The sequence below is a fragment of the Roseofilum acuticapitatum BLCC-M154 genome, assembly GCF_030068475.1.
Lineage (GTDB): Bacteria > Cyanobacteriota > Cyanobacteriia > Cyanobacteriales > Desertifilaceae > Roseofilum > Roseofilum acuticapitatum.
On the sequence record NZ_JAQOSP010000086.1, the window covers coordinates 25091 to 49426 of the forward strand.

Annotated in this window: 31 protein-coding genes and 1 riboswitch; of the genes, 14 read left to right on the top strand and 17 right to left on the bottom strand. The window is 46.0% G+C overall.

Annotated elements, in window-relative coordinates; genetic code table 11:
• The first annotated feature begins 29 nt into the window (after positions 1-29).
• Positions 30-419 carry a metal-sensing transcriptional repressor gene (locus tag PMG71_RS12490; RefSeq protein ID WP_283754023.1) on the top strand — a complete coding sequence of 130 codons (390 nt, stop codon included), beginning with the start codon at positions 30-32 and terminating at the stop codon, positions 417-419.
• Positions 420-434: 15 nt separating this feature from the next.
• On the opposite strand, the gene aroQ is transcribed toward PMG71_RS12490, so the two are convergent.
• From aroQ to PMG71_RS12525, 7 genes are all read right to left on the bottom strand, one after another.
• Complete coding sequence (gene aroQ / locus PMG71_RS12495) at positions 435-887, bottom strand: type II 3-dehydroquinate dehydratase (RefSeq protein WP_283754024.1); 453 nt, start codon at positions 885-887, stop codon at positions 435-437.
• A 29-nt stretch (positions 888-916) separates the two neighbouring features.
• A complete protein-coding gene (locus PMG71_RS12500; RefSeq protein WP_283754025.1) occupies positions 917-1054 on the bottom strand; it encodes a hypothetical protein in 138 nt (45 codons plus the stop codon).
• A 137-nt stretch (positions 1055-1191) separates the two neighbouring features.
• The gene (locus tag PMG71_RS12505; protein WP_283754026.1) at positions 1192-2445 is read right to left on the bottom strand and encodes a competence/damage-inducible protein A; all 1254 of its coding nucleotides are present in this window, start codon (positions 2443-2445) and stop codon (positions 1192-1194) included.
• A gap of 52 nt (positions 2446-2497) precedes the next feature.
• Positions 2498-3514: a nuclease-related domain-containing protein gene (locus PMG71_RS12510; protein WP_283754027.1), complete on the bottom strand. Its 1017-nt coding sequence runs from the start codon at positions 3512-3514 to the stop codon at positions 2498-2500.
• Between the two features lie 345 nt (positions 3515-3859).
• Complete coding sequence (locus tag PMG71_RS12515; protein WP_283754028.1) at positions 3860-5047, bottom strand: hypothetical protein; 1188 nt, start codon at positions 5045-5047, stop codon at positions 3860-3862.
• Between the two features lie 204 nt (positions 5048-5251).
• Entirely contained in the window at positions 5252-6349 is a 1098-nt protein-coding gene (gene hypD, locus PMG71_RS12520; protein WP_347179275.1) for a hydrogenase formation protein HypD, read from the bottom strand.
• Positions 6350-6410: 61 nt separating this feature from the next.
• The gene (locus tag PMG71_RS12525; protein ID WP_283754030.1) at positions 6411-8657 is read right to left on the bottom strand and encodes a putative PEP-binding protein; all 2247 of its coding nucleotides are present in this window, start codon (positions 8655-8657) and stop codon (positions 6411-6413) included.
• Positions 8658-9274: 617 nt separating this feature from the next.
• Here PMG71_RS12525 and PMG71_RS12530 point away from each other — a divergent pair.
• Positions 9275-9577: a Mo-dependent nitrogenase C-terminal domain-containing protein gene (locus PMG71_RS12530; RefSeq protein WP_283754031.1), complete on the top strand. Its 303-nt coding sequence runs from the start codon at positions 9275-9277 to the stop codon at positions 9575-9577.
• Between the two features lie 97 nt (positions 9578-9674).
• Here PMG71_RS12530 and gifA read toward each other — a convergent pair whose 3' ends face one another.
• Positions 9675-10133 (bottom strand): glutamine synthetase inactivation factor IF7A, encoded by a 459-nt coding sequence (gene gifA, locus PMG71_RS12535; protein WP_283754032.1) that lies wholly within the window; start codon positions 10131-10133, stop codon positions 9675-9677.
• 51 nt (positions 10134-10184) lie between these two features.
• Positions 10185-10249, bottom strand: a riboswitch (Glutamine riboswitch).
• A 21-nt stretch (positions 10250-10270) separates the two neighbouring features.
• Positions 10271-10423 (bottom strand): hypothetical protein, encoded by a 153-nt coding sequence (locus PMG71_RS12540; RefSeq protein ID WP_283754033.1) that lies wholly within the window; start codon positions 10421-10423, stop codon positions 10271-10273.
• 47 nt (positions 10424-10470) lie between these two features.
• Here PMG71_RS12540 and PMG71_RS12545 point away from each other — a divergent pair, with 47 nt between their 5' ends.
• The 7 genes from PMG71_RS12545 (at position 10471) to PMG71_RS12575 (ending at position 18542) form a co-directional block, all read left to right on the top strand.
• On the top strand, positions 10471-10737 hold the full coding sequence (locus tag PMG71_RS12545; RefSeq protein WP_283754034.1) for a YciI family protein: 267 nt from the start codon (positions 10471-10473) through the stop codon (positions 10735-10737).
• Positions 10738-10970: 233 nt separating this feature from the next.
• A complete protein-coding gene (gene smpB / locus PMG71_RS12550; protein ID WP_283754035.1) occupies positions 10971-11438 on the top strand; it encodes an SsrA-binding protein SmpB in 468 nt (155 codons plus the stop codon).
• Positions 11439-11463: 25 nt separating this feature from the next.
• Positions 11464-12000: an HD domain-containing protein gene (locus PMG71_RS12555; protein WP_283754036.1), complete on the top strand. Its 537-nt coding sequence runs from the start codon at positions 11464-11466 to the stop codon at positions 11998-12000.
• Positions 12001-12006: 6 nt separating this feature from the next.
• Positions 12007-12810 carry an ABC transporter permease gene (locus PMG71_RS12560; RefSeq protein ID WP_347179276.1) on the top strand — a complete coding sequence of 268 codons (804 nt, stop codon included), beginning with the start codon at positions 12007-12009 and terminating at the stop codon, positions 12808-12810.
• A 4-nt stretch (positions 12811-12814) separates the two neighbouring features.
• Complete coding sequence (locus tag PMG71_RS12565) at positions 12815-13453, top strand: lysophospholipid acyltransferase family protein (protein WP_283754038.1); 639 nt, start codon at positions 12815-12817, stop codon at positions 13451-13453.
• A 38-nt stretch (positions 13454-13491) separates the two neighbouring features.
• Complete coding sequence (locus PMG71_RS12570; protein ID WP_283754039.1) at positions 13492-13782, top strand: DUF2288 domain-containing protein; 291 nt, start codon at positions 13492-13494, stop codon at positions 13780-13782.
• Positions 13783-13928: 146 nt separating this feature from the next.
• Positions 13929-18542 carry a S8 family serine peptidase gene (locus tag PMG71_RS12575; protein ID WP_283754040.1) on the top strand — a complete coding sequence of 1538 codons (4614 nt, stop codon included), beginning with the start codon at positions 13929-13931 and terminating at the stop codon, positions 18540-18542.
• 282 nt (positions 18543-18824) lie between these two features.
• On the opposite strand, the gene PMG71_RS12580 is transcribed toward PMG71_RS12575, so the two are convergent.
• The 4 genes from PMG71_RS12580 to PMG71_RS12595 form a co-directional block, all read right to left on the bottom strand.
• Positions 18825-19160, bottom strand: coding sequence for a DUF5615 family PIN-like protein (locus tag PMG71_RS12580; RefSeq protein WP_347179277.1), 336 nt, complete (start codon positions 19158-19160; stop codon positions 18825-18827).
• Positions 19144-19464 (bottom strand): DUF433 domain-containing protein, encoded by a 321-nt coding sequence (locus PMG71_RS12585; protein WP_283754042.1) that lies wholly within the window; start codon positions 19462-19464, stop codon positions 19144-19146. Before PMG71_RS12585 ends, PMG71_RS12580 begins: the two co-directional genes overlap by 17 nt.
• A 247-nt stretch (positions 19465-19711) precedes the next feature.
• The gene (locus PMG71_RS12590) at positions 19712-20041 is read right to left on the bottom strand and encodes a type II toxin-antitoxin system PemK/MazF family toxin (protein ID WP_283754043.1); all 330 of its coding nucleotides are present in this window, start codon (positions 20039-20041) and stop codon (positions 19712-19714) included.
• Positions 20026-20217 (bottom strand): DUF2281 domain-containing protein, encoded by a 192-nt coding sequence (locus tag PMG71_RS12595; RefSeq protein ID WP_283754044.1) that lies wholly within the window; start codon positions 20215-20217, stop codon positions 20026-20028. The genes PMG71_RS12590 and PMG71_RS12595 overlap by 16 nt, the downstream gene beginning before the upstream one ends.
• A 119-nt stretch (positions 20218-20336) precedes the next feature.
• Between PMG71_RS12595 and PMG71_RS12600 the strand changes: the two genes are divergently transcribed.
• From PMG71_RS12600 to tumE, 5 genes are all read left to right on the top strand, one after another.
• Positions 20337-20804, top strand: a complete 468-nt coding sequence (locus tag PMG71_RS12600) for a hypothetical protein (RefSeq protein ID WP_283754045.1) — start codon at positions 20337-20339, stop codon at positions 20802-20804.
• A 6-nt stretch (positions 20805-20810) separates the two neighbouring features.
• The gene (locus PMG71_RS12605; protein ID WP_283754046.1) at positions 20811-20990 is read left to right on the top strand and encodes a hypothetical protein; all 180 of its coding nucleotides are present in this window, start codon (positions 20811-20813) and stop codon (positions 20988-20990) included.
• Positions 20991-21124: 134 nt separating this feature from the next.
• On the top strand, positions 21125-21385 hold the full coding sequence (locus PMG71_RS12610) for a DUF4926 domain-containing protein (protein WP_283754047.1): 261 nt from the start codon (positions 21125-21127) through the stop codon (positions 21383-21385).
• A 148-nt stretch (positions 21386-21533) separates the two neighbouring features.
• The gene (gene tumA / locus PMG71_RS12615; protein ID WP_347179278.1) at positions 21534-21764 is read left to right on the top strand and encodes an antitoxin TumA; all 231 of its coding nucleotides are present in this window, start codon (positions 21534-21536) and stop codon (positions 21762-21764) included.
• Positions 21754-22143 carry a toxin TumE gene (tumE, locus tag PMG71_RS12620; protein ID WP_283754049.1) on the top strand — a complete coding sequence of 130 codons (390 nt, stop codon included), beginning with the start codon at positions 21754-21756 and terminating at the stop codon, positions 22141-22143. The genes tumA and tumE overlap by 11 nt, the downstream gene beginning before the upstream one ends.
• Before the next feature lie 72 nt (positions 22144-22215).
• Here the strand turns inward: tumE and PMG71_RS12625 are convergent, their stop codons facing one another.
• From PMG71_RS12625 to PMG71_RS12640, 4 genes are all read right to left on the bottom strand, one after another.
• Complete coding sequence (locus PMG71_RS12625; RefSeq protein ID WP_283754050.1) at positions 22216-23163, bottom strand: DUF1517 domain-containing protein; 948 nt, start codon at positions 23161-23163, stop codon at positions 22216-22218.
• A gap of 155 nt (positions 23164-23318) precedes the next feature.
• A complete protein-coding gene (locus PMG71_RS12630) occupies positions 23319-23738 on the bottom strand; it encodes a helix-turn-helix domain-containing protein (protein ID WP_283754051.1) in 420 nt (139 codons plus the stop codon).
• An 87-nt stretch (positions 23739-23825) separates the two neighbouring features.
• Positions 23826-24047: a hypothetical protein gene (locus PMG71_RS12635; protein WP_283754052.1), complete on the bottom strand. Its 222-nt coding sequence runs from the start codon at positions 24045-24047 to the stop codon at positions 23826-23828.
• A gap of 80 nt (positions 24048-24127) precedes the next feature.
• Entirely contained in the window at positions 24128-24334 is a 207-nt protein-coding gene (locus tag PMG71_RS12640) for a hypothetical protein (RefSeq protein WP_283754053.1), read from the bottom strand.
• Positions 24335-24336: the final 2 nt, after the last annotated feature.

Here is a 24336-nt window from a genome sequence, read left to right on the forward strand (position 1 = left end):
TTGCGACTGACAAGATTAACTTTTATCCAATGACCCACTCCCCATCTCCAAACGATCCTCAATCTTTGCCCCATCATCACCATCCCCATGAACCGAATACCCTACACCCCCATGTTCATAGTGAAGAATCCTTGCGGCAAATTGTCAATCAGCTCTCGCGAATTGAGGGCCATGTGAGGGGGATTAAGAGTATGGTACAACAAAGTACCCCCTGTCCTGATGTGCTGATCCAACTGGCAGCAGTCCGGGGGGCAATCGATCGCGTTTCTCGAATTATTTTAGATGAACATTTGACCGAATGTATTGGTCGAGCGGCTCGTGAGGGCAATATTGAGGAAGAACTGGATCAACTCAAGGCTGCTCTAGACCGATTTTTACCGTTAGCAAAGAAGAAGTCGAAGCCCAAGAAAGACTTGTGATTAAAAAGCTAAAAGCTATGGGTTGATAGCTTTTAGCTGAAGATGAGAGACTAGGGCTTGTAACCCTAGGCGGTAGCTTTCTGGGCCGAAACCGCTAATTTGCCCGACAACCACGGGTGCTAAATAGGAGTGGTGGCGGAAGGGTTCGCGACGATAAATGTTGCTGAGGTGAACTTCGACGGTAGGAAGGGAAACGGCGGCGATCGCATCTCTGAGGGCTACACTGGTATGGGTGTAGGCTCCGGCATTAATGACAATGCCTTCATAGCGATTCACCGCCTCATGTATGGCATCAACCAATACGCCCTCATGATTGGATTGAAGGGGGGTTACTTCCGCTTGAAGGGTTTTGCCATCCTCTTTCAATTGCTGGTTAATCTGGGCTAGAGTGGTCGAGCCATAGATTCCTGGTTCTCGCAGCCCCAATAGATTCAGATTAGGGCCATGCAATACCAAAACGTTGAACAAGTTTTAATATCCTCAGTTGATAGAACTTTTTAGCGTCTGTATTCGCGGTCATTAACGGGAATCGGAATCGGCTCAGGTTCAGGCTGGACATCGGGCCCTAAGAGGGCTTCAATCAGTTTACGAGCCAATTCTTTGATTTTTTCCCAGATTTCGTCGATATAGTCCATTCAGTATGAAGCTCCTTTCGCTGAACTTTAGCCCAGTACATTTAAGCTGGGTTAGTCAATCAAAGGCTTAATCCTTTCTTCGATCATAACGAATGATCGCAGATCGGCAACCTTTGTCGCTGTGAGTTTTCAAAAGTTTAAGCTTTGTGTAAGTGTTTCCGCAGATGATCTAAGGCCCAAGATTGACTGAAGTCCCGTAGGGTGGAGCGATCTAAGATACTGCCTAACTGCTGGCGATAGCTTTTGACTTCCCCGTTGGGTGAGGCTAATCCGATGTAAACTAAGCCGACGGGTTTCTCCTCTGTACCGCCACCGGGCCCGGCAATGCCGGTGATACTGAGGGCCCAATCGGTGTTTAATTGCTGTTGAATGCCCTTTGCCATTTGTTCGGCGACGCGATCGCTCACTGCACCATAGGCTTCTAAATCCTCCGGATTCACCCCTAACAGGCTCACCTTGACCTGATTCTCATAGGCGATGACTCCCCCCCTAAAATAGGCGGAACTGCCCGGCACAGAGGTAATAGCTGCTCCTAAACCGCCCCCGGTGCAAGATTCGGCGACGGCTAAGGTTTGTCCCCCCTCTAGCAATAATTTGCCCACTACATCGGCTAAGGTTTGGTCATCGACTCCAAAGCAGTATTCTCCCGCAATTGCCCGAATATGGTCTTCTACAGGATTAATCAGGGCTTGGGCTTCGGTTTCAGAACTGACGCGGGTGGAAATCCGCAACTTCACCAATCCTTTACCGGCATAGGGCGCTACTGTAGGGTTTTTATAGTCAAAGACTTGCGGGATTTTTTCCACTAGGGCAGACTCCCCAATGCCCCAAAACTTGAGGGTGCGGCTATAAATCATGGTTTCTCCCCATCCTTGCTGTTTGAGATAGGGAACGGCTGTTTCTTTCCACATGCGATGCATTTCGCTGGGAACTCCAGGAAACGTCATTAGGGTTAAATTGGGGCGTGGATGCCAGATAATGCCCGGAGCGGTTCCACTGGGGTTGGGTAAAATCATGGCTCCTTCTGGACTGAGGGCTTGTTTGCGGTTGCTGGGGTTCATGGTGCGTCCCCGTTGGGCATATTTGGCTTCGATATCGGCTAGGACTTCGGGGCGCTCGACTAGGGGGGTTTGGAAGAAGGAGGCAATGGTTTCGCCGGTGAGGTCGTCGGGGGTGGGGCCGAGTCCTCCGGTGAAGAGTATAATTTCTGTCTTTCGATCGAGGGCGGCGGCGATCGCCTGTTTCAGGCGCTCCACATTATCCCCCACCACCGTTTGATAGTAGTGGGGAATCCCCAACTGTGCCAACTCTTGGGCTAAAAACTGGGCATTCCGATTAAGAATATCTCCGAGGAGCAACTCTGTGCCCACACAAATAATTTCGGCTGACATACACGCACGCACTATAGGTTAATGAATTAGGACTTGAACGGGTTTCTTGCTTCTATCTGTCACCGGGTAGAGAGGGGCCCTTATCTTTCTGAGCAAAGTGGGATATTATCTGTTGTCTCTTTTCATGCCGATCTCTGTCAAGTTTAGCGACGGATTCTTTAAACTCTTGCTCTCTTTTGGCAAAGTGGGCGATCGCTGCTTCCCTTCTTTCGGTCATGATTTTGTCAAGCTTGGAGAAGTTTTCTATCAGCTCTTCATGTATCTTTGCAGATGCCCTTGATGCGTGTTCTTCCCAAGGAGTTTTACTTGTCGATCTCCAGGCTTTCTTCTCCTGCTGGTTGTTCTCTTTTGTGGATCTGTGCAGATCTCTAGAGATCTCTGCGGATCTGAGATTCTGGGTTTGTACAGACTCCTTACTGTCTAACGGTTCTATGATTTCTGCTTCTAGCAGATCCCCAGAGCCAGTTTTTTTTCTCAAAACCGGTTTCGGAATTGAGATCCGATCAACTGTGCAGTTGGCAACCTTGTTTATAATATCTCGGCACTGCTCCTGGGTGAGACAGGGTTTACTGTTGACGATCAGATCGAGTAATTCTTCCGGGTGGGTTAGGACTGGAACCGAGCAATCGGTTGTCCCAATCCATCGAGCAGAGGGGAAGATGACGGGGGCAGATATTCTAGGGTAGGGCCCTGACTCAAGTTGTTTGTAGAGCCATTTTTGAAAGCTGTCCTTATGGTAAAGGTTTTGCGATGTGGGACTGTTGGACATGGCGATCCACTTTTCCCCGTCCCGGCGTTTCCAGTTGTCCCGGTAAGCACTGTAGGAGCCTTTCCAGTTCTTGACCTCAATGATGAAGATGCCACCAGGCCCAATGAGGAGGATATCAATTTCGGTTGGTTTGCCTGAAGTTCCGGGGATGATTGTGTTTTGGAAAATTCCCCAGGTATTAGGTAGTTTTGCTAATCTCGTTGAGATTTGGCTTTCCCCCATGAAGCCTTTGAAATCCTTACCAAACTGTTGGAATTCATAGAATGTCTCTCCGATCATTCCAAAGAATCCGTTACCCATAGCCTCTCTGACTGTTTCGCGGCGCTGGTCTACTTTGCGATCGACTTCCCTTTTGAAGGCGGCCTTCAGTTCTGGGGAGTTTTGTCGATAGACTATCATATCTTTACCCTGGTGGTTGGTGGTTGGTTATTATTTTACACCTTCGCAGACATGAATGTGCGGTAGTTAGTAATGTAATTAGTACCCTGTGCTTGCGCTAACGAACCCTACTGGACTGTTTCAGCTAAAATAGGACAATAGGTTTTCTGGAGTGCGAGCGTCTCGCTCGCTAGGGAACATAACAGCGAGCAAGATGCTCGCACTCCTCTATTGCCTCATTGTTCGTGCGGTCACCATACGACTCAACTAAAGGGCATCACACCATTGGGTTTGAATTGACTCAATACACGCCTCTAAATACTTGGTGTCGAGCCATCCCACATACCCGGCAAACTGACATATATTTTGACGATCAAAGAGATAAACATGGTGAACTTTGGCCGCATTCACCACATGGAACACAACACCGCTCCCATCGGATAAAGTGAGCTTAAGTTTAGGTTCATCATTAATGTGTAGTTTCAGTTTATCCTCAGTCATTCCTTTGACCGCCTTTAATCTCTCAATCACTAAATTGAGAGAGGATTGGCCGACAATGGTCTCGATGGTCTTGTAGTGAATATGATCTAAAATGAGTTCGGCAACTCTAGGAGAATGAAAATATCCTTCATGAGCTTTACCGGACTCTAAAGCCATGGATGCCATATCTTGACCTAAAGAGCGTGCAGCCATGGCAACCATATTAATATCGGTCTCAACGTAAATATCTTGGACTTTTAAGTTATCTGTTGGCGTTAACTCGAAACTCGATTTTAAAGGATAGGCAATTAAATCAGAAGAAGCGATGAGATTGAGCCATTTTAGACCTGAATTCCCTTGTTTTTTGGAAAAGTCTTTCACCGATTGAGGGTTGACGGCTAACATAGTATTTAAGAATAGAATCGGCGATCCCATGGTCGTAATGGTTTTCAGGTTGACCGTTCTTCGAGTGGGATTTTCTGATAGATGACGGATGATTCTGCGGATGGTATGGGCCGGATCATTGTTGGTAAACCGGTCAGAAAATAAAATATCCCATAAGATGACTGTGCCTAGGGAATGGCAAATGATGTGCAGTTCATCTTCTGTGGGATTCTCTTTGAGAAATTCAATGAGTTGCTGGGCTAGGGTTTGACGAATTTGTAGCCCTCTTTGGGGATTCAGATAGGTAAATAAATCTCCGGCAAATTGGGAGAGAAAGTCTTCTCTAAAACTGCGATAGCGCAGAGAGTCCTTAATCTCAATTTGAGGATTTTCGCGTTTCAGGATTTGTAAATCTTGATCGATATAATTCCAAACTTGTTGCATATCGCTGAGGGCATTGCCCCAAAAGCTGGCATAAAAGATGGGGGCAGATTGGTTTAATTTTTGACTGGCTTGTTTGAGGGATTTTTTGAGTGCATCAGCGTATTGAACATTCCGCGTGGCGACACCATGGATAAAGAAAATCAGCATAGGAACTTGATAGTTATAGTTGTTTTAATTAAGGATGGGACATGGTTGTAGGGGCGAGCGGCCGCTCGCCCCTACAGAAATGTCTCAATGCTATTTGAATCCACTATAATACAGCGCGTTGCGCTGTATCTGGAAACTCGCAGAGGTAGAAACCCGGTTTCTTCAAGAAACCGGGTTTCTTTGCCTGCCTACTGATTATTAATTCTATTTTCCTCGATAGCGATAGTAGGCAGCACAAGCGCCTTCTGAGGAAACCATGGGCGCACCGAGGGGATGTTCTGGGGTGCAGCGTGTGCCAAATGCAGGGCAATCATGGGGTTTCTTTACGCCTTGCATGATTTCACCACTGATACATTCAGTTGTCAGTACAGGGGGATGGGGATCGAGCCAGTCGGCAAAGCGCTTTTGAGCATCCCAAGGAGAATATTCTGCCCGCAGTCCTAATCCACTCTCAGGAATTTCCCCAATCCCGCGCCAGGTGCGAGGAATGATTTCAAACACTTGATCGATCAGATTTTGCGCCCCTAGATTGCCTTCCCGACGGACGGAACGACTATATTGATTATCGACAGATAGGGGTTCTGTTTTCTTTTCTAACTGTTGGATGCAGCGATATAATCCTTGAAAAATGTCTAGGGGTTCAAATCCGGTGACGACGATGGGAATTTGGTATTTTTTGACTAAGGGTTCATACTCGGTATAGCCCATAATGGTGCAAACATGACCGGCTGCGAGAAATCCCTGTACCTGAGATTGGGGGGAGGAGAGAATGGCTTCCATGGCTGGGGGAACGCGCACATGGGAGGCGAGGAGGGAGAAGTTGTGAATCTGTTGTTGTTTGGCTTGATACACGGCCATGGCGGTGGCGGGGGCGGTGGTTTCAAAGCCCACGCCAAAGAAGACGATTTCAGATTCGGGATTGGCTTGGGCAATTTTGAGACAGTCTAGGGGAGAATAAACAATCCGTACATCTGCACCAGAGGCTTTCATGCTCAGTAGGTCTTTTTCGGTTCCGGGAACGCGCAGCATATCGCCAAAGGAACAGAGTATGGTTTGGGGATGGGAGGCGATCGCGATCGCCCGATCGATCAGCGTTATGGGAGTCACACAAACGGGACATCCCGGCCCATGAATCAGGGTAATCTCCTCCGGCAACAGTTGATCGATGCCATACTTAATAATGGAGTGGGTTTGACCGCCGCAAATCTCCATAATTGTCCAAGGTTGGGTGGTGATTTCGGCGATCGCCCCTGCCATCTTCTGCGCCAACTCAGCATCCCGATATTCATCCACAAATTTCATAACCATTGTTCCCCAATCTTCCTTACCATTAAAAGGGAAAACCCCCGCTAATTTTTAATTTTTAATTTTTAATTTTTAATTGACTCCGAGCTGCCTCTAAAATCAACTGCTGCTCCCCACGGGCGATCGCCCTTCGCACCCGATCCACCGCAGGCATCTCCACAGAAATCGAAGTAATTCCCCAACGCACTAAATGCTCAATTAACGCTGGATGATTCACCACTGCTTGACCGCAAACACTAGACTGAATTCCCCCAGCTCGCGCTTCAGTAATGCACTGCTCCAAAGCCTTTAAAACCACCGGATGCAGAGCATTCAAACCCCGTTTATTCGCTTCCCACTGCTGACGCTCTAGACCAAACAACAAGGGAATTAAGTCATTGGTTCCCACACTCAAACCATCAATCCCCAGGTTGATATACTCGGAAATTTGCCAGAGTACCCCAGGAACCTCCACCATGATCCACAGTTCCATCCGCGATAACTGCCGTCGATCGACCCGCTTGCGAATGGCGATCGCATCATCTACCGTTCGCACAAAAGGTAACATTAAATGAAGATTTTGATAGCCCTGGCGATGTAGTTTTTCCAGCACCGTTAATTCTAAATCCAATAAGGCCGATCTTTGCTCGTTGACCTCACAGGCTACGATTCCCCGCACAGGAGAAGGCGCAAAAGAGTCAAAGGCACGATAATAAATGGGACGGGGATAAAAACTCTCGGCTAACTCTTGTAGATGCTTCAACCATTCGGAGGTAAACCGATCCACATCTCTCCACCATTGAATTCCTGGAAAGAGTCTGGCGGCCCATAATTCAGAGCGGATTAAACCGACTCCATCCACCTCTGAGTCTGAAGGGTAGATGGAATGGGGTTGAGAGAGATTAATCCAGAGCTGTGTTGCATGTAGGGGCGCAAAATTTTGCGCCCCCACCGTAACTTGAATGGGGTCAGATGAATCATCGCTCGCCCCTAAACTAATCTCTCCCGTTTCACCGTTCATTCGGATCGTCTCTCCGCTCAACAGGTGGTGAGTGGCTTGTTCGACTCCCACGATCGCCGGAATGCCTAATTCTCTAGCTACGATCGCTCCATGGCTGGTGATTCCACCCTCCTCCGTAATTAAACCCGCCGCTTCTTTTAAAATCCAGGTATCTTGGGGGGCGATCGCACCTTTAACCATAATTTTCCCTGGACTTAGGGACATGGATTCCAGCCGATCTGGTAAGACTAAAACCGGAGCCATAGCCACCCCTGGAGAAGCTCCTATACCCTTATGGGGCAGTAAAGAGGGTTTTTTGTCATTTAAAGGAATAACATCTGTAATCCACCAATTTAAGTCAGGTATGCCGATCCACTCTAGGCGAAATTCATCAGACCACTGATTTTTCAAGGAGAGGGCGCGATCGCCTAAACATTGGATTTGTGCTTCGTTTAAACAGGGTTGATCCACCAGGGAGGCATCGAGAATATAGGCACAAAGGGAACCCTCCTTACCCTTGAACAGGGGAGAATTCAAAGGCAAGCTTGAGGATTCACCACAGAGCTGATAAGCGATGCGCTTATTTCCCAAATGTTTCTCCTCGATCTGGTCAGGTTCAAGATTCATCTGATAGCGATCGCTACTCACTTGAGGTTCATTGAGCAGATACCCCAATCCCCAGGTTGCTTCTATTTCAATTTCACGATCTTGAGTGGCGATCGCCCCACTCATCACTTCATTGTGCAACGGTTGAATCAGAATACCCAGCCTAATCTGATGTAACGAGATCCCTTTATATTGCCAGTAGAGCAAGTATTTATTGCGGAAAGTTTCCGCCCAAATTTGTTTAATCGTCTGGGCTAAAGCATCAGGATTTTTAGGCGATCCCCAAGCCGTCCATAAGCCAGATAAGCCCCTATAACCCTGGGGTTTAGACGGTTTAGGTAGACTCAAAGAGGGACGACAGAGAACAAAATCTCCTTCCCAGGTGGCGATCGCCTCCACTACCCTGTTATACCCTGGCCAATTGAGGGGGGTACTCAGAATTTGCTCTCGAATCCTTTGAGTCATTTGGCGTAGTTGAAGATCCCGATCCTCTAGAGTTTCCTGGAAAACCTCTGAAAGCCTACCATCGGACTTTTGCCCCAAAATGGGATAAGACCACTCAAGAGCATTTAAAAATTGCTGTCGGATCTCATTGGGGATCGCCAAACCCGGCAAGACTGGATAGCCTTGTTGCAGCAGTTGGCTTAAATTCCAAACGCGATCGCCCACCGATAAGCGGTGTCGATCTTGGATCTCGGTGAGCCAGTAAATCGGATTCATGAGTATCGGCGATCGTAGGATATCTTACCTAATTCTAATAGCTCTATTCTATTTTGATACCCGGTTCTCATCCTGGCGCAGTTACGCGCCTCTTTCCGTTCCTGATGAACCTTGAACTTTTCTCTAAGGCGGCTTCATCTACCCAGTAATCTCGATCCCCAGTTTTTTTTCAGCAAAATCAATTCTGAAAGCCTGAATTCTTAACCCTATTATTTATTCAGAGACAATCTGAATGTTAATCAAAGAAATATCAAAAAATATCAGTTTATATTGCAATAATTAAATAATTGTAACAATATCATCCTTCTCGCCCAATTTACGATTAAAGCTTAGAGAAGGCACTATTTCATTCAAACAACATGACCCAGCCACCTACCCCTGTGACAGGTTAACCATTGTCCACATCAAAAACCGATTCCCTTAACCTGCGATTAAACTCATCAATAGTTCCCCCTTAAACTTTTTTTTTGATCCGGAAGGAACTATCCCCAGCCTGAATTCATCCACAACCTTAGAACCGATTCTAAATGGCTATATCTATGGCCAACAAAAGACTAAAACAACCGCATTCTCATGCACCACGCCCTAATGTATCTCGCCACAAGGAGTGAGGATTTATGTTAATTAAAATTAGTCAGATTACCTTCAGCTCTCCCATACACTGGGATTTACTCTATCCCATTCGTCAATGGTTAAATACTCTAGAGATCAATCGCCCAGACGTAGCTCGATTAATCGTCAAACTCATCCCCGCTCAATGCCCCTTTGCACGGGATATCAAACTCTTTGGGCACACCATTGCCCATATCCCCCCCCTATGCAAACTCAATCCCCTCTACGATGAACTCATGAGTTTACGCTTCCGTTGTCTCTGTTTCCTCGCCGATCGCTGTGGCGAAGATATCGGATCTTATATCTAAACTTGGATTTAAGACATAAAAATATCCCTCCAGGTGATGGAGGGATATTAAGACTGATTGTATACCAACTAGGAGTTAACTAATCCACGGGTTCCTTTTAGCTGTAGGAACCTACATGATGCTCATAGTTTACCCGGAAGGTGGGTTGAATTTTGCCTTGAATGCGGCTCCAATATTTTCCAGGATCGGCAGTTAAACCCACTTCTGTAGCCAAACGGCCGAGCATAGCTTGTTGACGGGTTTTAATGCTGCGATCGCGAGAAATCATCAACGCTCTAGCTTTTTCCGTTACAGATTCAGCCACCGATGCTACAGCAGCCACCATTGGAGTAACCGGTGCAGCCTCTGGAACAGCTTGGGGTGCTTCCACTTCACTGCCGACATGATAGCTCAGTCCACGATATTTCAGATCCAGATTGGTTTGCATGACGGGCGCTTTCCTCATATTGCGGAAACGCCATTCTAAACCGCGATAGGTTCCACCAATCTTTTCATCACCCATTTCAACTACGGGGGGATTGTAGTCGTAAGTCAGTCCGCGATAACGAAGTTCCATAGCTTTCGCCTCCTAAGATAATCAAACTCGCTTTGTTTCATCGTTAACAGAGGCGCGTTCCTTCAGGATTTCTCCTTACTTCCGTCTTACTCGACAAACGAATTAAGATGAACGATTTATCCTTATCTTTCTGTAGTCTACGATACGGTTTTGGGGAATGTCCAGTGTTTTAACAAAACTTTACATTTCTGGTAGCGATCGCCAAACTCCTGCTTGATCTGCTCGATCTCTTCCTGAAGTGGAGAAGGAACCACCAGAGCCACAAAAAAACGCTGTATTGTCCTATTCATCGCTACAATAAAGAAAGAATCACCCAAATCATAACCCTTCTTCGATCATGCCTTGGTTTGCCAAAATCGAATCCGGAATTGTTGATAAAACGACCTTCGATCAATATGTTCCTGCCCATAAAGCCTTTGTTCAAGACCTCATAGACAAAGGACATAAAGCCCGGAGTGGATATTGGCACAGACGAGGCGGTGGCATGTTAATCTTTGAAGCCCCATCTTGGCAAGAAGCCGAGGCGATCGTCAAACAAGATCCCTTAATTCTTAATCATTGTGTTACCTACGATCTCTATGAATGGTGTATTGTCGTTGAATGAAAAGAAAGTCTAGCCATTTTAATCTCGATCCCCCCAACCCCCCTTAGAAAGGGGGGCACTAGAAAAAGTCCCCCTTAGAAAGAGGGGGGCACTAGAAAAAGTCCCCCTTAGAAAGGGGGGCACTAGAAAAAGTCCCCCATAGAAAGCAGGGGGCACTAGAAAAAGTCCCCCTTTCTAAGGGGGATTTAGGGGGATCGATAAGTTGAAAAATACTAATATATTGAGAAAAAAACATGACTAAAATCAGCAGTGGACATAAAATATTAAGTGATAACCGGCAAGCGAGATACTTATATGAAATCCTAGAAACCTATGAAGCAGGAGTTGAACTGCTAGGAACAGAAGTCAAATCCATTCGCGAAGGACGGGTTAACCTGCGGGATGGCTATGTCTTAATCCGCAATCAAGAAGCCCTCTTATTGAATGTACATATTTCCCCCCATAAAACCACAGGAAATTACTTTAACCATGACCCCTTACGCACCCGCCGACTCTTATTGCACAAAGAAGAAATTCGCAAACTCATCGGCAAAGTCGAACAAAAAGGGTTAACCTTAATTCCCCTCAAACTCTATTTAAAATCAGGATGGGTAAAAGTCGCCGTTGGTTTAGGTCGAGGCAAAAAACTCCATGACAAGCGGGAAGATATTAAACGCCGGGACGATCAACGGCAAATTCAACGAGCTATGAAAAACTTTTAGTGCATCCATTAGGAGTATATCTAGTATGATTGAAACCCACATTCCCTTATTAGAATCCATCCTCGAAGAATGGAAATCCGCGATCGGCAGTCAATATAAACCCTACAAAAATCATGTCTATCGAGTCCTGAACTTCTGCTTTATTTTTCATCAATGCCAAGATAACGATCGCGAAAAGCTCATTATTGCCGGTTGTTTTCACGATCTAGGCATTTGGCCGAATGATACCGTAGACTATTTACCCCCATCAATTGAATTAGCCAAAACTTACCTGAAAAATCAGGGTAAGGAAGAGTGGACGACAGAAATCACCCAGATGATCGATCTGCACCATAAATTTACCCCAGTTCCTAAATCTGAGTCTCGTTTAGTGGAAGTCTTTAGAAGAGGAGATTGGGTAGATGTTACTCAAGGCTTGCGCTCTTTTGGATTACCCAAAGTTTATATTCAGCAAGTCTTAAAAACTTTTCCTAACCTGGGTTTTCATGCGAACTTGCTCCGCTTAACCCAAGAAGAATTTAAACGAAACCCCCTCAACCCATTACCGATGATGAAATGGTAAAAAGGGATATCTATGAGCTATATCTCTATTAGTGTGAGTCAATTGATCGCTGCATCCCTGTTAATTCTAATTAATCTGGGATTGTCGGTGGGTTTGCGCTTAGGATTAGAAAAAACTTTGGTGATTGCCACCACTCGAATGGTCGTGCAACTCTTGTTAATTGGATATGTTCTCAACTGGCTCTTTTCCTTATCCAATCCGATCGCCATTATCATCCTAGCAGTCCTAATGACCAGCATCGCCGGAATCTCAGGCGTGAATCGCACTTCGCGGCGGTTTGTGGGCATCTATTGGCGCTCCTTCCTGTCTGTTTTAGTAGCTGCGTTCTTCGTTACCCAATTCTCTATCCTGGCAGTGATTCAAGTCGATCCCTGGTACGATCCCCAGTATTTCATCCCCCTATTGGGTATGATTCTAGGAAATGCTTTAAATGGGGTTTCATTAGGATTAGAGCAGTTCATGGAGAGTTTAGTAAGCAATCAGGGCAAAATTGAAACCCTCTTGAGCTTAGGAGCAACTCGATGGGAAGCTACCCATGGGGAAGTGCAACAAGCTGTCCGTCGGGGGATGATTCCCATGATTAACTCCATGATGGTGATGGGACTGGTGAGCTTACCGGGGATGATGACCGGTCAAATTTTGGCCGGAGCCAACCCTTTAGATGCGGTGCGCTATCAGATTATCATTGTGTTTGCGATCGCCTCTGGAACCGCACTAGGAACCCTCGGTGTGGTATTACTAGCCTGGCAAGCTCTGCTCAGTCCCTACCATCAGCTCAGATTAGATCGATTAACCAAAATCAAACCCTAAAGCCATGACTCAAAACCGCGAACCCTTGGAAAGTCTTGTTCTTTACCACCTCTTCAAGTGGTCTGTGGTCAGTCCCATGCTGCATGTGTATTTCCAAGGTCGGATTTACGGTGCTGAAAATGTGCCCCAAGAGGGGCCCTTAGTGGTGGTGAGTAACCATGCCAGTCATTTCGATCCGCCCATTGTCTCCAACTGTGTGCGGCGACCGGTCGCTTTTATGGCTAAAGAAGAACTCTTTGAAGTCCCAGTCTTAAAACAAGCCATCCGCTTATATGGAGCCTATCCTGTTGAACGAGCATCCGCCGATCGCAGCGCTATTCGCAATGCCCTATCCGCTCTAGAACAAGGTTGGGCAACCGGCTTATTTTTACAAGGCACTCGCACTAAAGACGGCCGCATTACTTCCCCTAAATTAGGTGCAGCCATGATTGCGGCTAAAGCTCAAGCTCCCCTTTTGCCCGTGAGTTTATGGGGTACGGAAAAAATCCTCGTTAAAGAGACTCCGATCCCCCGTGCTGTCCCAGTGACTGTCCGTATAGGTTCCTTAATCGATCCGCCAAAAACGACTAAAAGAGAGGAATTACAGCGAGTAACTGAAGTCTGTCGGGATGAGATCCATGCACTGCATGACTTAGGGCGGTAGAATGGGCGGGTGCAGAATTACAGATCATAATCTCAAACATGGAAGACATTAGGGAACGCCTTACGCAAGAAGTAGATCGGGCACAATGGCAATGGCTCAAGCCCCATATTGCTAGGGATAATGTGGTTGTAGTCAATCCAGGATTAAATTTAGTCGATGTGGGAGTGGCGATCGCCACCGATGAAGTCACCTCTGTACAGCGCTGGATTGGCGAACAACTGATTACCAAACCCACCCTTGAACAATTAAACCATTGGGAGCATACCGAAGATCAGCAGTTTGAGGCTCTGATTGTCCAACCCTATGTTCTGGTGAAAGAAGCCTCTTGAGCCTAATCCATCCCAGAGGTGATGTAAAGAATTGTTGCGAGTGGCATAAAAACAGGGGCAAAAAAACGAGAACCCTATAGAGGGTTTCACGCAAGCCACTCTACACATCCTTTACTGTTCTTCACCATTTGGGTGAATTTACCACGATGAGCTTCTTACAGAAACTACGGAAATTACTGAATCTCACCTCTCCTAAAGCCCCTGAAACCAACCCTAACTCAGGTCAGACCTTCATCCTCGAACCCATCCTTACCCCTTCAGGTTTGGGTTTAGATGGAGACGGAGGAGACGAAATTCCCCCCTTAGATGGAGACTTTGATATTGACCTCAATGCTGCTGACGGTGACGATATTGATACTCCTGATGAGACCTACACTGCTGAGGGTGACTTCACGGAGGGGGAAACAGGAGAGAGCATAGATGGGACTGATGTTGATGAGGTGGAATTCGATCCACAAACGGAAGAAGAAGTTGCCTATATAACCTCAGTTGACGCAGATGAAGCTGGAGAAACGGAGGGAAATGAACCGGTAACGGGGAAAGAGACGGTTATCGAAGAAGGTATAGAACTTAATGATACTGAAGCGGATGGCGATCGCCAACTCCTGGCCACTGTGTCAGCAAACCGCACTCCAGCAGAAGAGTTTCCTGAAGGCATTTCTCAACCGAGCGATACCGAAACCACTGGAGGAGATAGGATTGACCCCATAGACGATCATCCCACTGGAGAACAAAGCCTAGACTATCCTGAAGAAGAGGAACAACTCGCCCCCACCTTAGAAATTGTGCCACCCAATTTTACCTTTGATTCCGGAGTCTTCACCGTGGGAGAAAGTGGAGAAGTTGGAGTTGACTTCCTCTTTGATGGGGGCGGATATCAAGGGGAACTGGCCATCTTTTCCTTAGAGGGAATGGATGAATTTGAAGCCGGTTCCGAGGAATTTATCCAAGAAGCAGCCAGTCGCGCCTTGAGTAATTCAGAACTCGGTCATGTGGTGATTTCCGATGCTGAAGAAGGGGCTAAGTTTAGCGGTAACTTGGGCGAGCGCGACCAAAATGACGGAGAGTATTTAGGGGTGAAAACCTTTAAGATGCGCTCTGGGGATGAATTTGGGGTGATGCTGGTTCCGAATAAAACCGTAGCGAGGGTTTTGGATAATCCCAGTATTGGCGGTTCCGGTCGTCCCTTGTTTTCCATGGTAACTGCGAATCCGGATGATGCGTTCCATGTGGGGCAAATTGCGGATGTTACGGGAGATGGTTCGACGTTTGTGATGGAAGATATCCGCGTCGATGGTAAGACGGACTCAGATTACAATGATGTGATTTTCCAGGTCAGGGGAGCAGAAGGGAAGGCTGCGCTGTTGGATAGTGCGATCGCCTCCGACAAAGAATGGCGCTATTCTGATCTTGGGCAAGCCTTACTCGAATACGCCAAACCCTACATCACCCCTGAGTCTGTCGAAACCGAAGTCAGCGACCTCATTCAGGACGTACAAGGCTTAACCGAAGCCTTGCAAGACGCAGTAGAAACTCTAGAACCTGAAGTTGTAGAACCTGTTGAAACCCCTGAAGAACCTGCTCCAGAACCAGAAACTCCCACTTCCGAGCAACCCGTGCAACCCGCAGAGACTGAAGTAACTGACAATTCTGCTGACTCTGAGCAAGACGCGCAAAATTCAGACACTGAGGAAACACAGACTTCTGATAACTCGACTGCTGAGACCTCTAATTCCAAGCAAAACGAGCAAAATTCAGATACTGAGGAAACGGACACTTCTGATAGCTCGACTGTTGAAACCTCTAATTCCAAGCAAAACGAGCAAAATTCAGACACTGAGGAAACCGAGAATTCTGATAACTCGACTGCTGAAACCTCTAATTCCGAGCAAAACGAGCAAAATTCAGATACTGAGGAAACAGAAACTTCTGATAACTCGACTGCACAAACTCCAGACACTGAGGAACCCGAACACATTCATGACGAATATCAGGAACCCTCAGCCACCGATAACCTCATCGCTCGGTTAGACCATTTAACCACGCGACTCGAAGACGCGCAGGATGCTCCCGTTTCCAGCGAAGAAGCGGAACAACTGCAAACCTTAGTGCAACAGGTGGAAACTTTAACCGAAACCCTAGAACAACCCAACTATCAATCCTTCTCCGAGCGGGCAGAATTAGCCGTCACGCGAGTGGTTGAGCGCTTGGAAAATGTCGCCCAACGCATCGTTCCCATTGGTGAAACTCCTCCAGAATTTGAGTTTGCCCAAACTGCCCAACCCCTCGTCGGTATCATCGACACTGGGTTTAGCGGGGATAATCCGGATATCGACTATTCTCGCATTACCCTGGGTCAAGACCATATCGACAATGACAATAATCCCCTATTGTCCGAAGGCGAAGGAAACGAACACGGAACCCATATCCTCGGCATTATCGGCGCAACCGAGAATAATGGCATCGGTATCGATGGCATCAATGACCAAGCTCCCCTGTGGGTAGGACGTGCCGTCGGTTCAGGAAAATGGGCCGAGTCTTTGATTGAATTTGTCGATGCAGCGCGAGAGTCAGGACAACCGAATGCAGTGGTGAATTTGAGTATGGATTTAACTCAGATTGATGCCCAAGGAAATGTCACCACTCGCTATGAGTTTACCCCAGAGGAGTGGGATGCTATTGAATATGCTCGTGAAAATAATGTGTTGATTGTAGCTGCTTCCGGAAATGATGGCGGGGTGATGTCGGCGTTGGGACAAGCTTCTCAGAAGTTCGATAATATTCTTACCGTCGGTGCTGCTGAACAAGTGAATCTAGAAGTCTCTGTGGCTGAAGGTTTCGAGCGAGTAGACTATTCCAGTTATGGAGAAGGATTAAATCTGGTTGCTCCTGGAGGAACCGATGAATATCCGATCTTATCCACCGTTGGTAATGGTGTAGGAACCATGACTGGGACTTCAGTAGCAACCGCAAAAGTTACCGGGGCAGCGTCCCAAGTTTGGGCGGCTAATCCTGAATTAAGCTATCAGCAAGTGGTGCGAATTCTCAAGGAAACAGCGACTGATTTGCATGAAGCGAATCCCGATCATGAGACTGGGTTTGGCTTGTTAAATATTGCCGCCGCCGTTCAGTTGGCAACTGTGACGAAACCAGAAGTTTACGAGTATTCTGCTATTGAGTTTTCACAACCTTGGAGTGGAGACGGTCAATTTACTGCTACGGAACGTGCTGCGAATTATCCAAATTATCCCATTGTCCCAAACAATTTCAGTGGCTGGGTTGGGCCAACAAGAGGTGTTAATCTTCGTAATACTCCTGTTCATAGCGATCGCGGCCCTGTTAACGAACCCTACAAGAAAACATTGTACTTTGATGCCTGGACTTATGGCAGTCGAGTCACTGACTTGTGGTTAAACCGCCCAGATGAGCTATGGTATCGAGTGCGTGGAACAAGTTACTGGGTTCCGAGTGCTTATATCTGGGGTTATCCAGGAAGTAAACCACCTGTACTTGCCCCATCGTTGCCAACTCCAAGCCCGACTCCCACACCAACTCCAACTCCGACTCCCACACCTACGCCTCCACCAGCTAATCGCCCAACTCCTGTACCTACTCCTGGTGGCGTTCCTTATACTGTTAAAAGGGGAGACACTCTCTGGGGAATTGCTCAACGCTTGTTAGGTAATGGTAATCGTTGGCGGGAAATTAAAGATGACAAGGGTAATCCTTTCAATGAATCCACTGCGCGGCGTTTGCGTATTGATCAAGTAGTTTATCTTCCTGGTGGTTCTCCAAAACAACCACCTGGAGAATCCTTGAAAGATAAAAATCTCAAGCGTTTTCCTGGGTTACAGTTTTCAACAGTCATCAGCAAGGCAACAGGCAAAGCACTAGATTCAGGTGGTAAAAATAACTCAGTTTATCCTCATCCATCACCTAATTCTGGGAATGAGTTTCATCAATGGGGATTTCAGAAGGTGGGAGATTATTACATCATCATCAACAAAGCCACAGGGAAAGCTTTAGATGCTGGTGGAGCGGGTAGTACACTACCTTACATTCATCCCGACCCTAATACGCAGAATCCTTTCCATCTCTGGAAACTGCAAAAAGTGGGTGATGCTTATATGATCATCAATAAAGCGACAGGGAAAGTTTTAGATCCAGGGGGTCAAGGTGGTAATCAGATCTACATGCATCCCAATCCCATGTCATGGAACCCCTACCACCTGTGGAAACTAAATTTGCCCAATAGTGGCGAGGGTCAGTTTACTCCAATCAACAGTCGTACAGAATATCTGAATCGTCTATATGGTGGTCGGTCAGGTCAAATCACACAATCTGCTTCCCAGCATGGTGGAGCAATTGATTCATGGAGCGGCCTTGGTGCAAATGTATATGCACTCGCAGGAGGTGAAGTGATAGAAGCTAAAAATGGGAAGGTAGTCAGTAATCCTCTGGATTTCAATCAATGGATTTACAATGGAATGATAGCCATCTATAACAAAGAGATGAATAAAACCTTCATCTATTGGCATCTTCAAGAAGGTTCGATCAATGAGTCTATCAAAGGAACCCACATTTCTACCGGCGCTCTAATCGGTCTGGAAGGTCGAACTGGCCATGTGAATGGAAACGGTTCAGGATATCCAATGTCTAGTCCATATTGGGGAGTTCATACTCATGTAGAAGTTCGTGAAGGTCGAGGGTATGGTACGAAGTTGTCTTTACCATCAGTTCTTGGTAATGGAAATTGGTAAATTTGCCCAACTGACAAGGTTGTAGAGCCATATTCTATGGTGCGTTAATTAACGTACCCTACGGGATCTGGGAAAGGCAATCGCCCTTCCCTCACCCCAAGAAACCGGGTTTTTAGGTCACTTTTGCTGCTTCAGCGATATCCGTGGCAAAAACCCGGTTTCTGACTTCGGGGCGATCTTTGGATGAGAAAGGAGGGGGCGATAAAACTCCGTTTCGCTTCGCGACATGAAACGCCCCTACAGATTTGGGTACATATCGTCAGTTTCTGGCGATCGCCCTTTCTAAACAAACTCTACATGATTCTGCATGTCCAACGGCTCCAATACCTCCCAAATTAAGACTAAACCTCGTACAATTTCACCAATTGAGCGACTCTTTTGATGGCAATAAACAATACCACAATGATCTAAGCCTCGTTGGTGAAGGGCTAAAAAATCATCGTCTTGGGTAAAAACCACTCGATTGTTGGCGATCGCAAACGCTAGTTGCTCCTCATCAGTAATTCCCAAAAGATTCTCCTCTGGTGTTGTCGTCACATCAATACTTCTTCGTCTTAAACCTTCTGCGATCGCCCGCTCAACTGACTCATCTAAATGATATTTAATCTTCTCCAAGATTCATTCCCTTTAGTTTTTGCTGTACTTTAGAAGGAATTTTGGCTTGCAACTCTTGAACCCATTGTTCGCTCTGTTGAATTTGTTGTCGAATTTCTTGAAAATGATCGTGATAGTAAGCTAACGCAGCATAGACATCTGCCAAAGTAATTGAAGGATATCTGGAGACAATTTCATCAGGAGACATGCCCATTTGTTCGTGCCAAATTACAATGTCCTGAACTCTAATTCTATGGCCAGCGATATGGGGTTTTCCACCACAAATATCAGGAGAAATTTGAATATGTTCTGAAATTACTTCTGTCATGGAAAAATGAAACTAGACGATTGTGAGTGTTTATTATATCTCAAATTCTTGTTCTTGAATCGTATTTTCAGTTAACCAGGGAGGAGATCTCGCCAGCGATGCGGAGCATTATCGTCCCTTCCATCCTCTTCCCCACCCCAAGAAACCGGGTTTTTTGGTCACTTTTGCTGCTTCAGCAATCTCCGTGGCAAAAACCCGGTTTCTGACTTCGGGGCGATCTTTGGATGAGCAGGGAGGGAGGCGATCGCTATTGGATGATTTCCACTATTTTGGCGATCGCCTCGTTTAATTTCTCTGGTTTCAGCTTACCCGCTCGATACAGTATGATTCGGCGATCGGCTGTAAACAAGCGATTGGGTCTAATATTACTGTTTTGGTTGAGTCCACCCTCACTAAAATCATCCGTGTCCAGAGAGATTCCATAGCGATCGCTAATTTTCTGGCTCGTAATTTGACACAGAATTACGTCATCTCCTGTTAAAGTGGCTATCACACAAGCGGGTCTGCGTTTGGCTTGGGTTAAATCTGAAAAAGGGAAAGGAACAACAACCACATCCCCTTTTACAAATTCTGCCATGCTTCATCCTCCTCTAAGCTCAACCAATCTTTTTCTAAAGAGGATTGACTGAGCAAGCTGGTTTCTAAGGTGTGGCGATCGCGTTTTTGTTTCAGAAACCGCAAAAAATCCCAGACCTCTTCTAACATGGCTTCAGGAAGCTCTTCTATTTCTTTGAGAAATAACTCTTTGTCCATAAAACTGCATTAATCAATACAAAGGTTAGAACCTCAATTGTACCAGGTGTTATTTTCTCGTTCAAATCCTGGCCCTTCCACCACCCCAAGAAACCGGGTTTTTAGGTTACTTTTGCTGCTTGAGCGATATCCGTGGCAAAAACCCGGTTTCTGACTTCGAGGCGATCTTTGGACGAGCAGGGAGGGGGCGATCGCCAAATGGGTCAAAACAAGCCCTAATTAACAAAACCCAACACAATCTCACAATGGCAAAACTCCCGATTGAAATAACTGTTCTGGTTAATCAATTAAAACAGCAAGCCTTAGATATAGTTGATGAATCTCTAGCTATAGAGCTAAAAGTTTTTGAGCAATTTGGAGAAACAGAGCAAACCATTGCCGCTTTAGACGAAATGAAGAATGCGGGAGAAGATGCCGCATCAGCTTACTCGCAACTGTCCACCCTCCAGTTACAAATTGCTAAAATCCAACCGGATGTTCCTTCTGATGTGTTAAAATTACTCACGAAAGTAATTGAGAGAACACAATTAAGAATTCCAGCATTACAAAGAAGTATTCAAGAAGTTCAACAAGAATATCAGGTATAAACTCTTATGAAAAACAAACATCAGATCCCTAACACGGAAACATCAAAACATTTGTTAAATAATCTACGTCGAACTCGTTTAGAAGTTCGAGAAGTTAGCTTAGAACTGGCAGAAATCAATGCAAGATTGGAAGATGAAATTCGTCAAAAGCAGCTAGAGAGAGTGAGAAAAACCTTAATGGGTTAATATTGACTCCAATTACCTGTAGCCTTGTATTGAGTTGGCCTAAATTAATTCCCCACTAACACACTTCGCATGATATGGGAAATCACTTCAACTAACCCTAACCCCCGTTTGATTTCTGCTTTTCTGAAACTACCATGAAAAATTTTCAACTTCTAGATTCAGTCGCCTTGCTCGAACCCATTTCCAGGGAAAGGCTCACTTTAATTGAGCCAGAATATGAATCCATTCTGAGTTTACCCACCGGACAAGTGGGAACTATCGTTGAAGTATATGATCGGGCAGAAGAACCTCAGTATTTGGTTGAGTTTTGCGATCGCCAAGGCTGTGAATACGCAATGGCAACATTAAAAGCGAACGAAATTTTAGCTTTACATTATGAATTAACGGTGGCTTAAAAGACCCACCCCAAGAAACCGGGTTTTTAGGTCACTTTTGCTGCTGAAGCGATATCCGTGGCAAAAACCCGGTTTCTGACTTCGGGGCGATCGCTCTTTGCTAAAATTAACAGCAGGTTCCTTCAGTCACGATCAACATCCAGAAATAATGCGTAAACAGACGATTCAATATACATCCCCCTTAGATGCCCTAATTACCGTTGCCAAGCGATTAAGCTTGTATGAAAATCAGAAGAATATGGACTCTGAGGAATTTTTCTACCAGTATAGTCAGGGATTATTATCAGATGATGCCCAATTGGTCGAATGGGCAAACGACTACCGTCATTATCTAGCTCTACGTCATGAAATAGAACAATACATTAACGATGCTGCATGAACGCTTATCTGCTTATCTCGATCTCGTTGAGCAAGCAGTCCAACAATCTGTTAATGTTTATGTTGAACGCTATGAAGAAGAAATTTTAACACCAACACGAGTTAATCTCAGGATTAGACTGCGATTTAATCCCGGTCATCTTCTGGAAATGAATGAAGCGATCATCGTGACGGATAGTGAATTGAATTTTCTCGATTACCGTTATCACTTTCAGGATGAACAGAATTATCTGGTTTTTCGCTATGATAGTACCCCTCATTTTCCTGATTTACCCGACTTTCCTTATCACAAGCACTTACCCGATAAAGTGATCTCGTCACCTAAACCGAACCTTTTTCAAGTTTTACAAGAAATTAGTCAAGTGATAGCTCAAGACTGAATACCGCCCTTCCCCCACCCCAAGAAACCGGGTTTTTAGGATCTCCATGACAAAAACCCGGTTTCTCAAGCCTTAAACCAACTTCAAATTGGGATAAGCGGCTAAAATATCATCACTGGTGAGGGTATCCCCACTCGCTTGGGGAGTCCAGAGGACTTCAATGGCTAAGAGATTATCTTCTCCTAACGATCCGATTTGACTCAGGGCACGGCGTAAATCTTGGGAACCGTTAATGGTGGGTAGTTCTAATTTACCCAATGTTGCCGCCACTAACGTTACCACAATATATTCCCCAGAAGCTTGTGCTAACTCATCGGTTGCATCACCGGGTAATGCGCCCTTACTTTCAGCTTGCTTGAGTTGGTTATTATAATTCGATAGAGTTTCTTCGGTGAACTTACTGCGCTCGGCAATGGAGAATTGGTTAAATTTCGCTTCTGCCGTATCTAAGCGTCCTGGAGAACTTTCGGTACTGCCATACACCCAATATTCGGGATGACGCAACAGGGAAAGGGTGGCTTCTTGCAGAATTTGGGCGCGTCCAGAACCGGTGGTGGGGTCGCTGGTTTGGGCAATTCGGTCTAAGTCGGTTTGCAGGCTACGCGCATCAGCTAAGAGTCCGACTTGCACTTGGGCAACGGAGGTGGTGGGATTAGAGCTACCGGTGAGCATTTCTGTGTCCCCATCACCCAGACGGCGCATGGTTTGCATGAGGAAGTTGGCGATCGCCACAAAAATCAGGATCGTAAACAGCCCACCAAACCCACCTCCAAAGCCGAAGAAGGGCAGTAAAAAGGGAAAACCGAATCCCCCCCCAAACCCATAACCACCGCCCGTATAGGTGCGGCTAGGGGCGCTATAGCTGCGGCTGGGAGCGCGAAATGAGCCGCCCCCAATGCGTCCCCCACTTCTGGCAGCTAGGGCGCTGCTGGCACTGCCAAAGGTGAGGCCAAGCATTAAAACCATGAGTACCAAGGATTTCCACGCGGTTTTTCGATTGAGCCAAGATTGGTTTTTCATCAGTTATGCTCTTCAACATCTCGATTACTACAATTAGAGGAGAACTGAAATCACGCCCTCCTCCCTTTAAAGTATCTTTAGATTAAGCCCTTGGGATTGTCGGTTATCCGCCTTTGCACTGGTTGGGTTACTTCTGGGGGCAATCCATGAACACGCTAGACTTCCTGAGCTGGCGATCTCCTGAAAAACACCGATGGAGACACCTGAAAGAAATCCGCTAATTTTTCAATATGTTCCACCGTCAACTTTCGTTTACCCTTGAGAACGTCAGAAATAATGGACTCCGTTTTGAAAATTGGGACTAAATCTTTTTGCTTCAAACCCAACTCATCAATCAGAGCCTTCAGTAACTCAACCCCATTTAAGTCGGGAATCAATACATACTTTTCTTCATACTCATGAACCAGAAGACCCAACAGATTCAGGTAATCTCGTTTGTCCGGTGTGAGTTCACCAGAATCTAGTAAAGTATCAATCACTTGTTGCACAGCCAGTAAATCCTGCTCTGATTTAATCGGGCGAGGTGGAAAGTCTTGCAGAAGGTCAATATAATTGCTAGATTGAGTATTTAACATATTCTTTGCGCCCATTTTTGGCATCAACCGCTATCCTATTCGCGATTGTGGTAATCATTAGTATTGGTATCAATGACAAATCTCAGTTTAGACATCTTCACTCAAGATTTCGTCTAAAATTTCTTGAGTTAGGCCATTTTCTTGTGCTTGCGATCGCATGTCATCGATAATATCGTCTAGCGATCGCTTCTTCATCATTTGCTTCAGCCATCCATTGACAATGATTTGCATCTTCTGACGCTCTATCAAGGTTTTTCCTTCATAGGCTTGAGCGATTTCTGAATCCACTTGGATGCTAATGCTTTCCATCCTCTACCTCTCAATCTTGGGTTAGGCTTCTTTCATGATATAGCAGCGATCGCTGCTATGTTGATGTATCACTGAGAACGCTAGACTTCCTGTGCTGGCGATTGGAAATCGAGAATTTTTGCATATAGACTATCTACGGACTCTTCCGCAAACAATTCATCCTTCAGTTTCAGGTAGTCACTGCCTCTAAGATTGCAGGCTGCCCAAAATCGGGCGACCTCAGAGGGTTCCATGTGGGCGAAAAGAATTTCCAGCCCTTCTTGTAGAATTTGTTGCTCAATCTTCATTT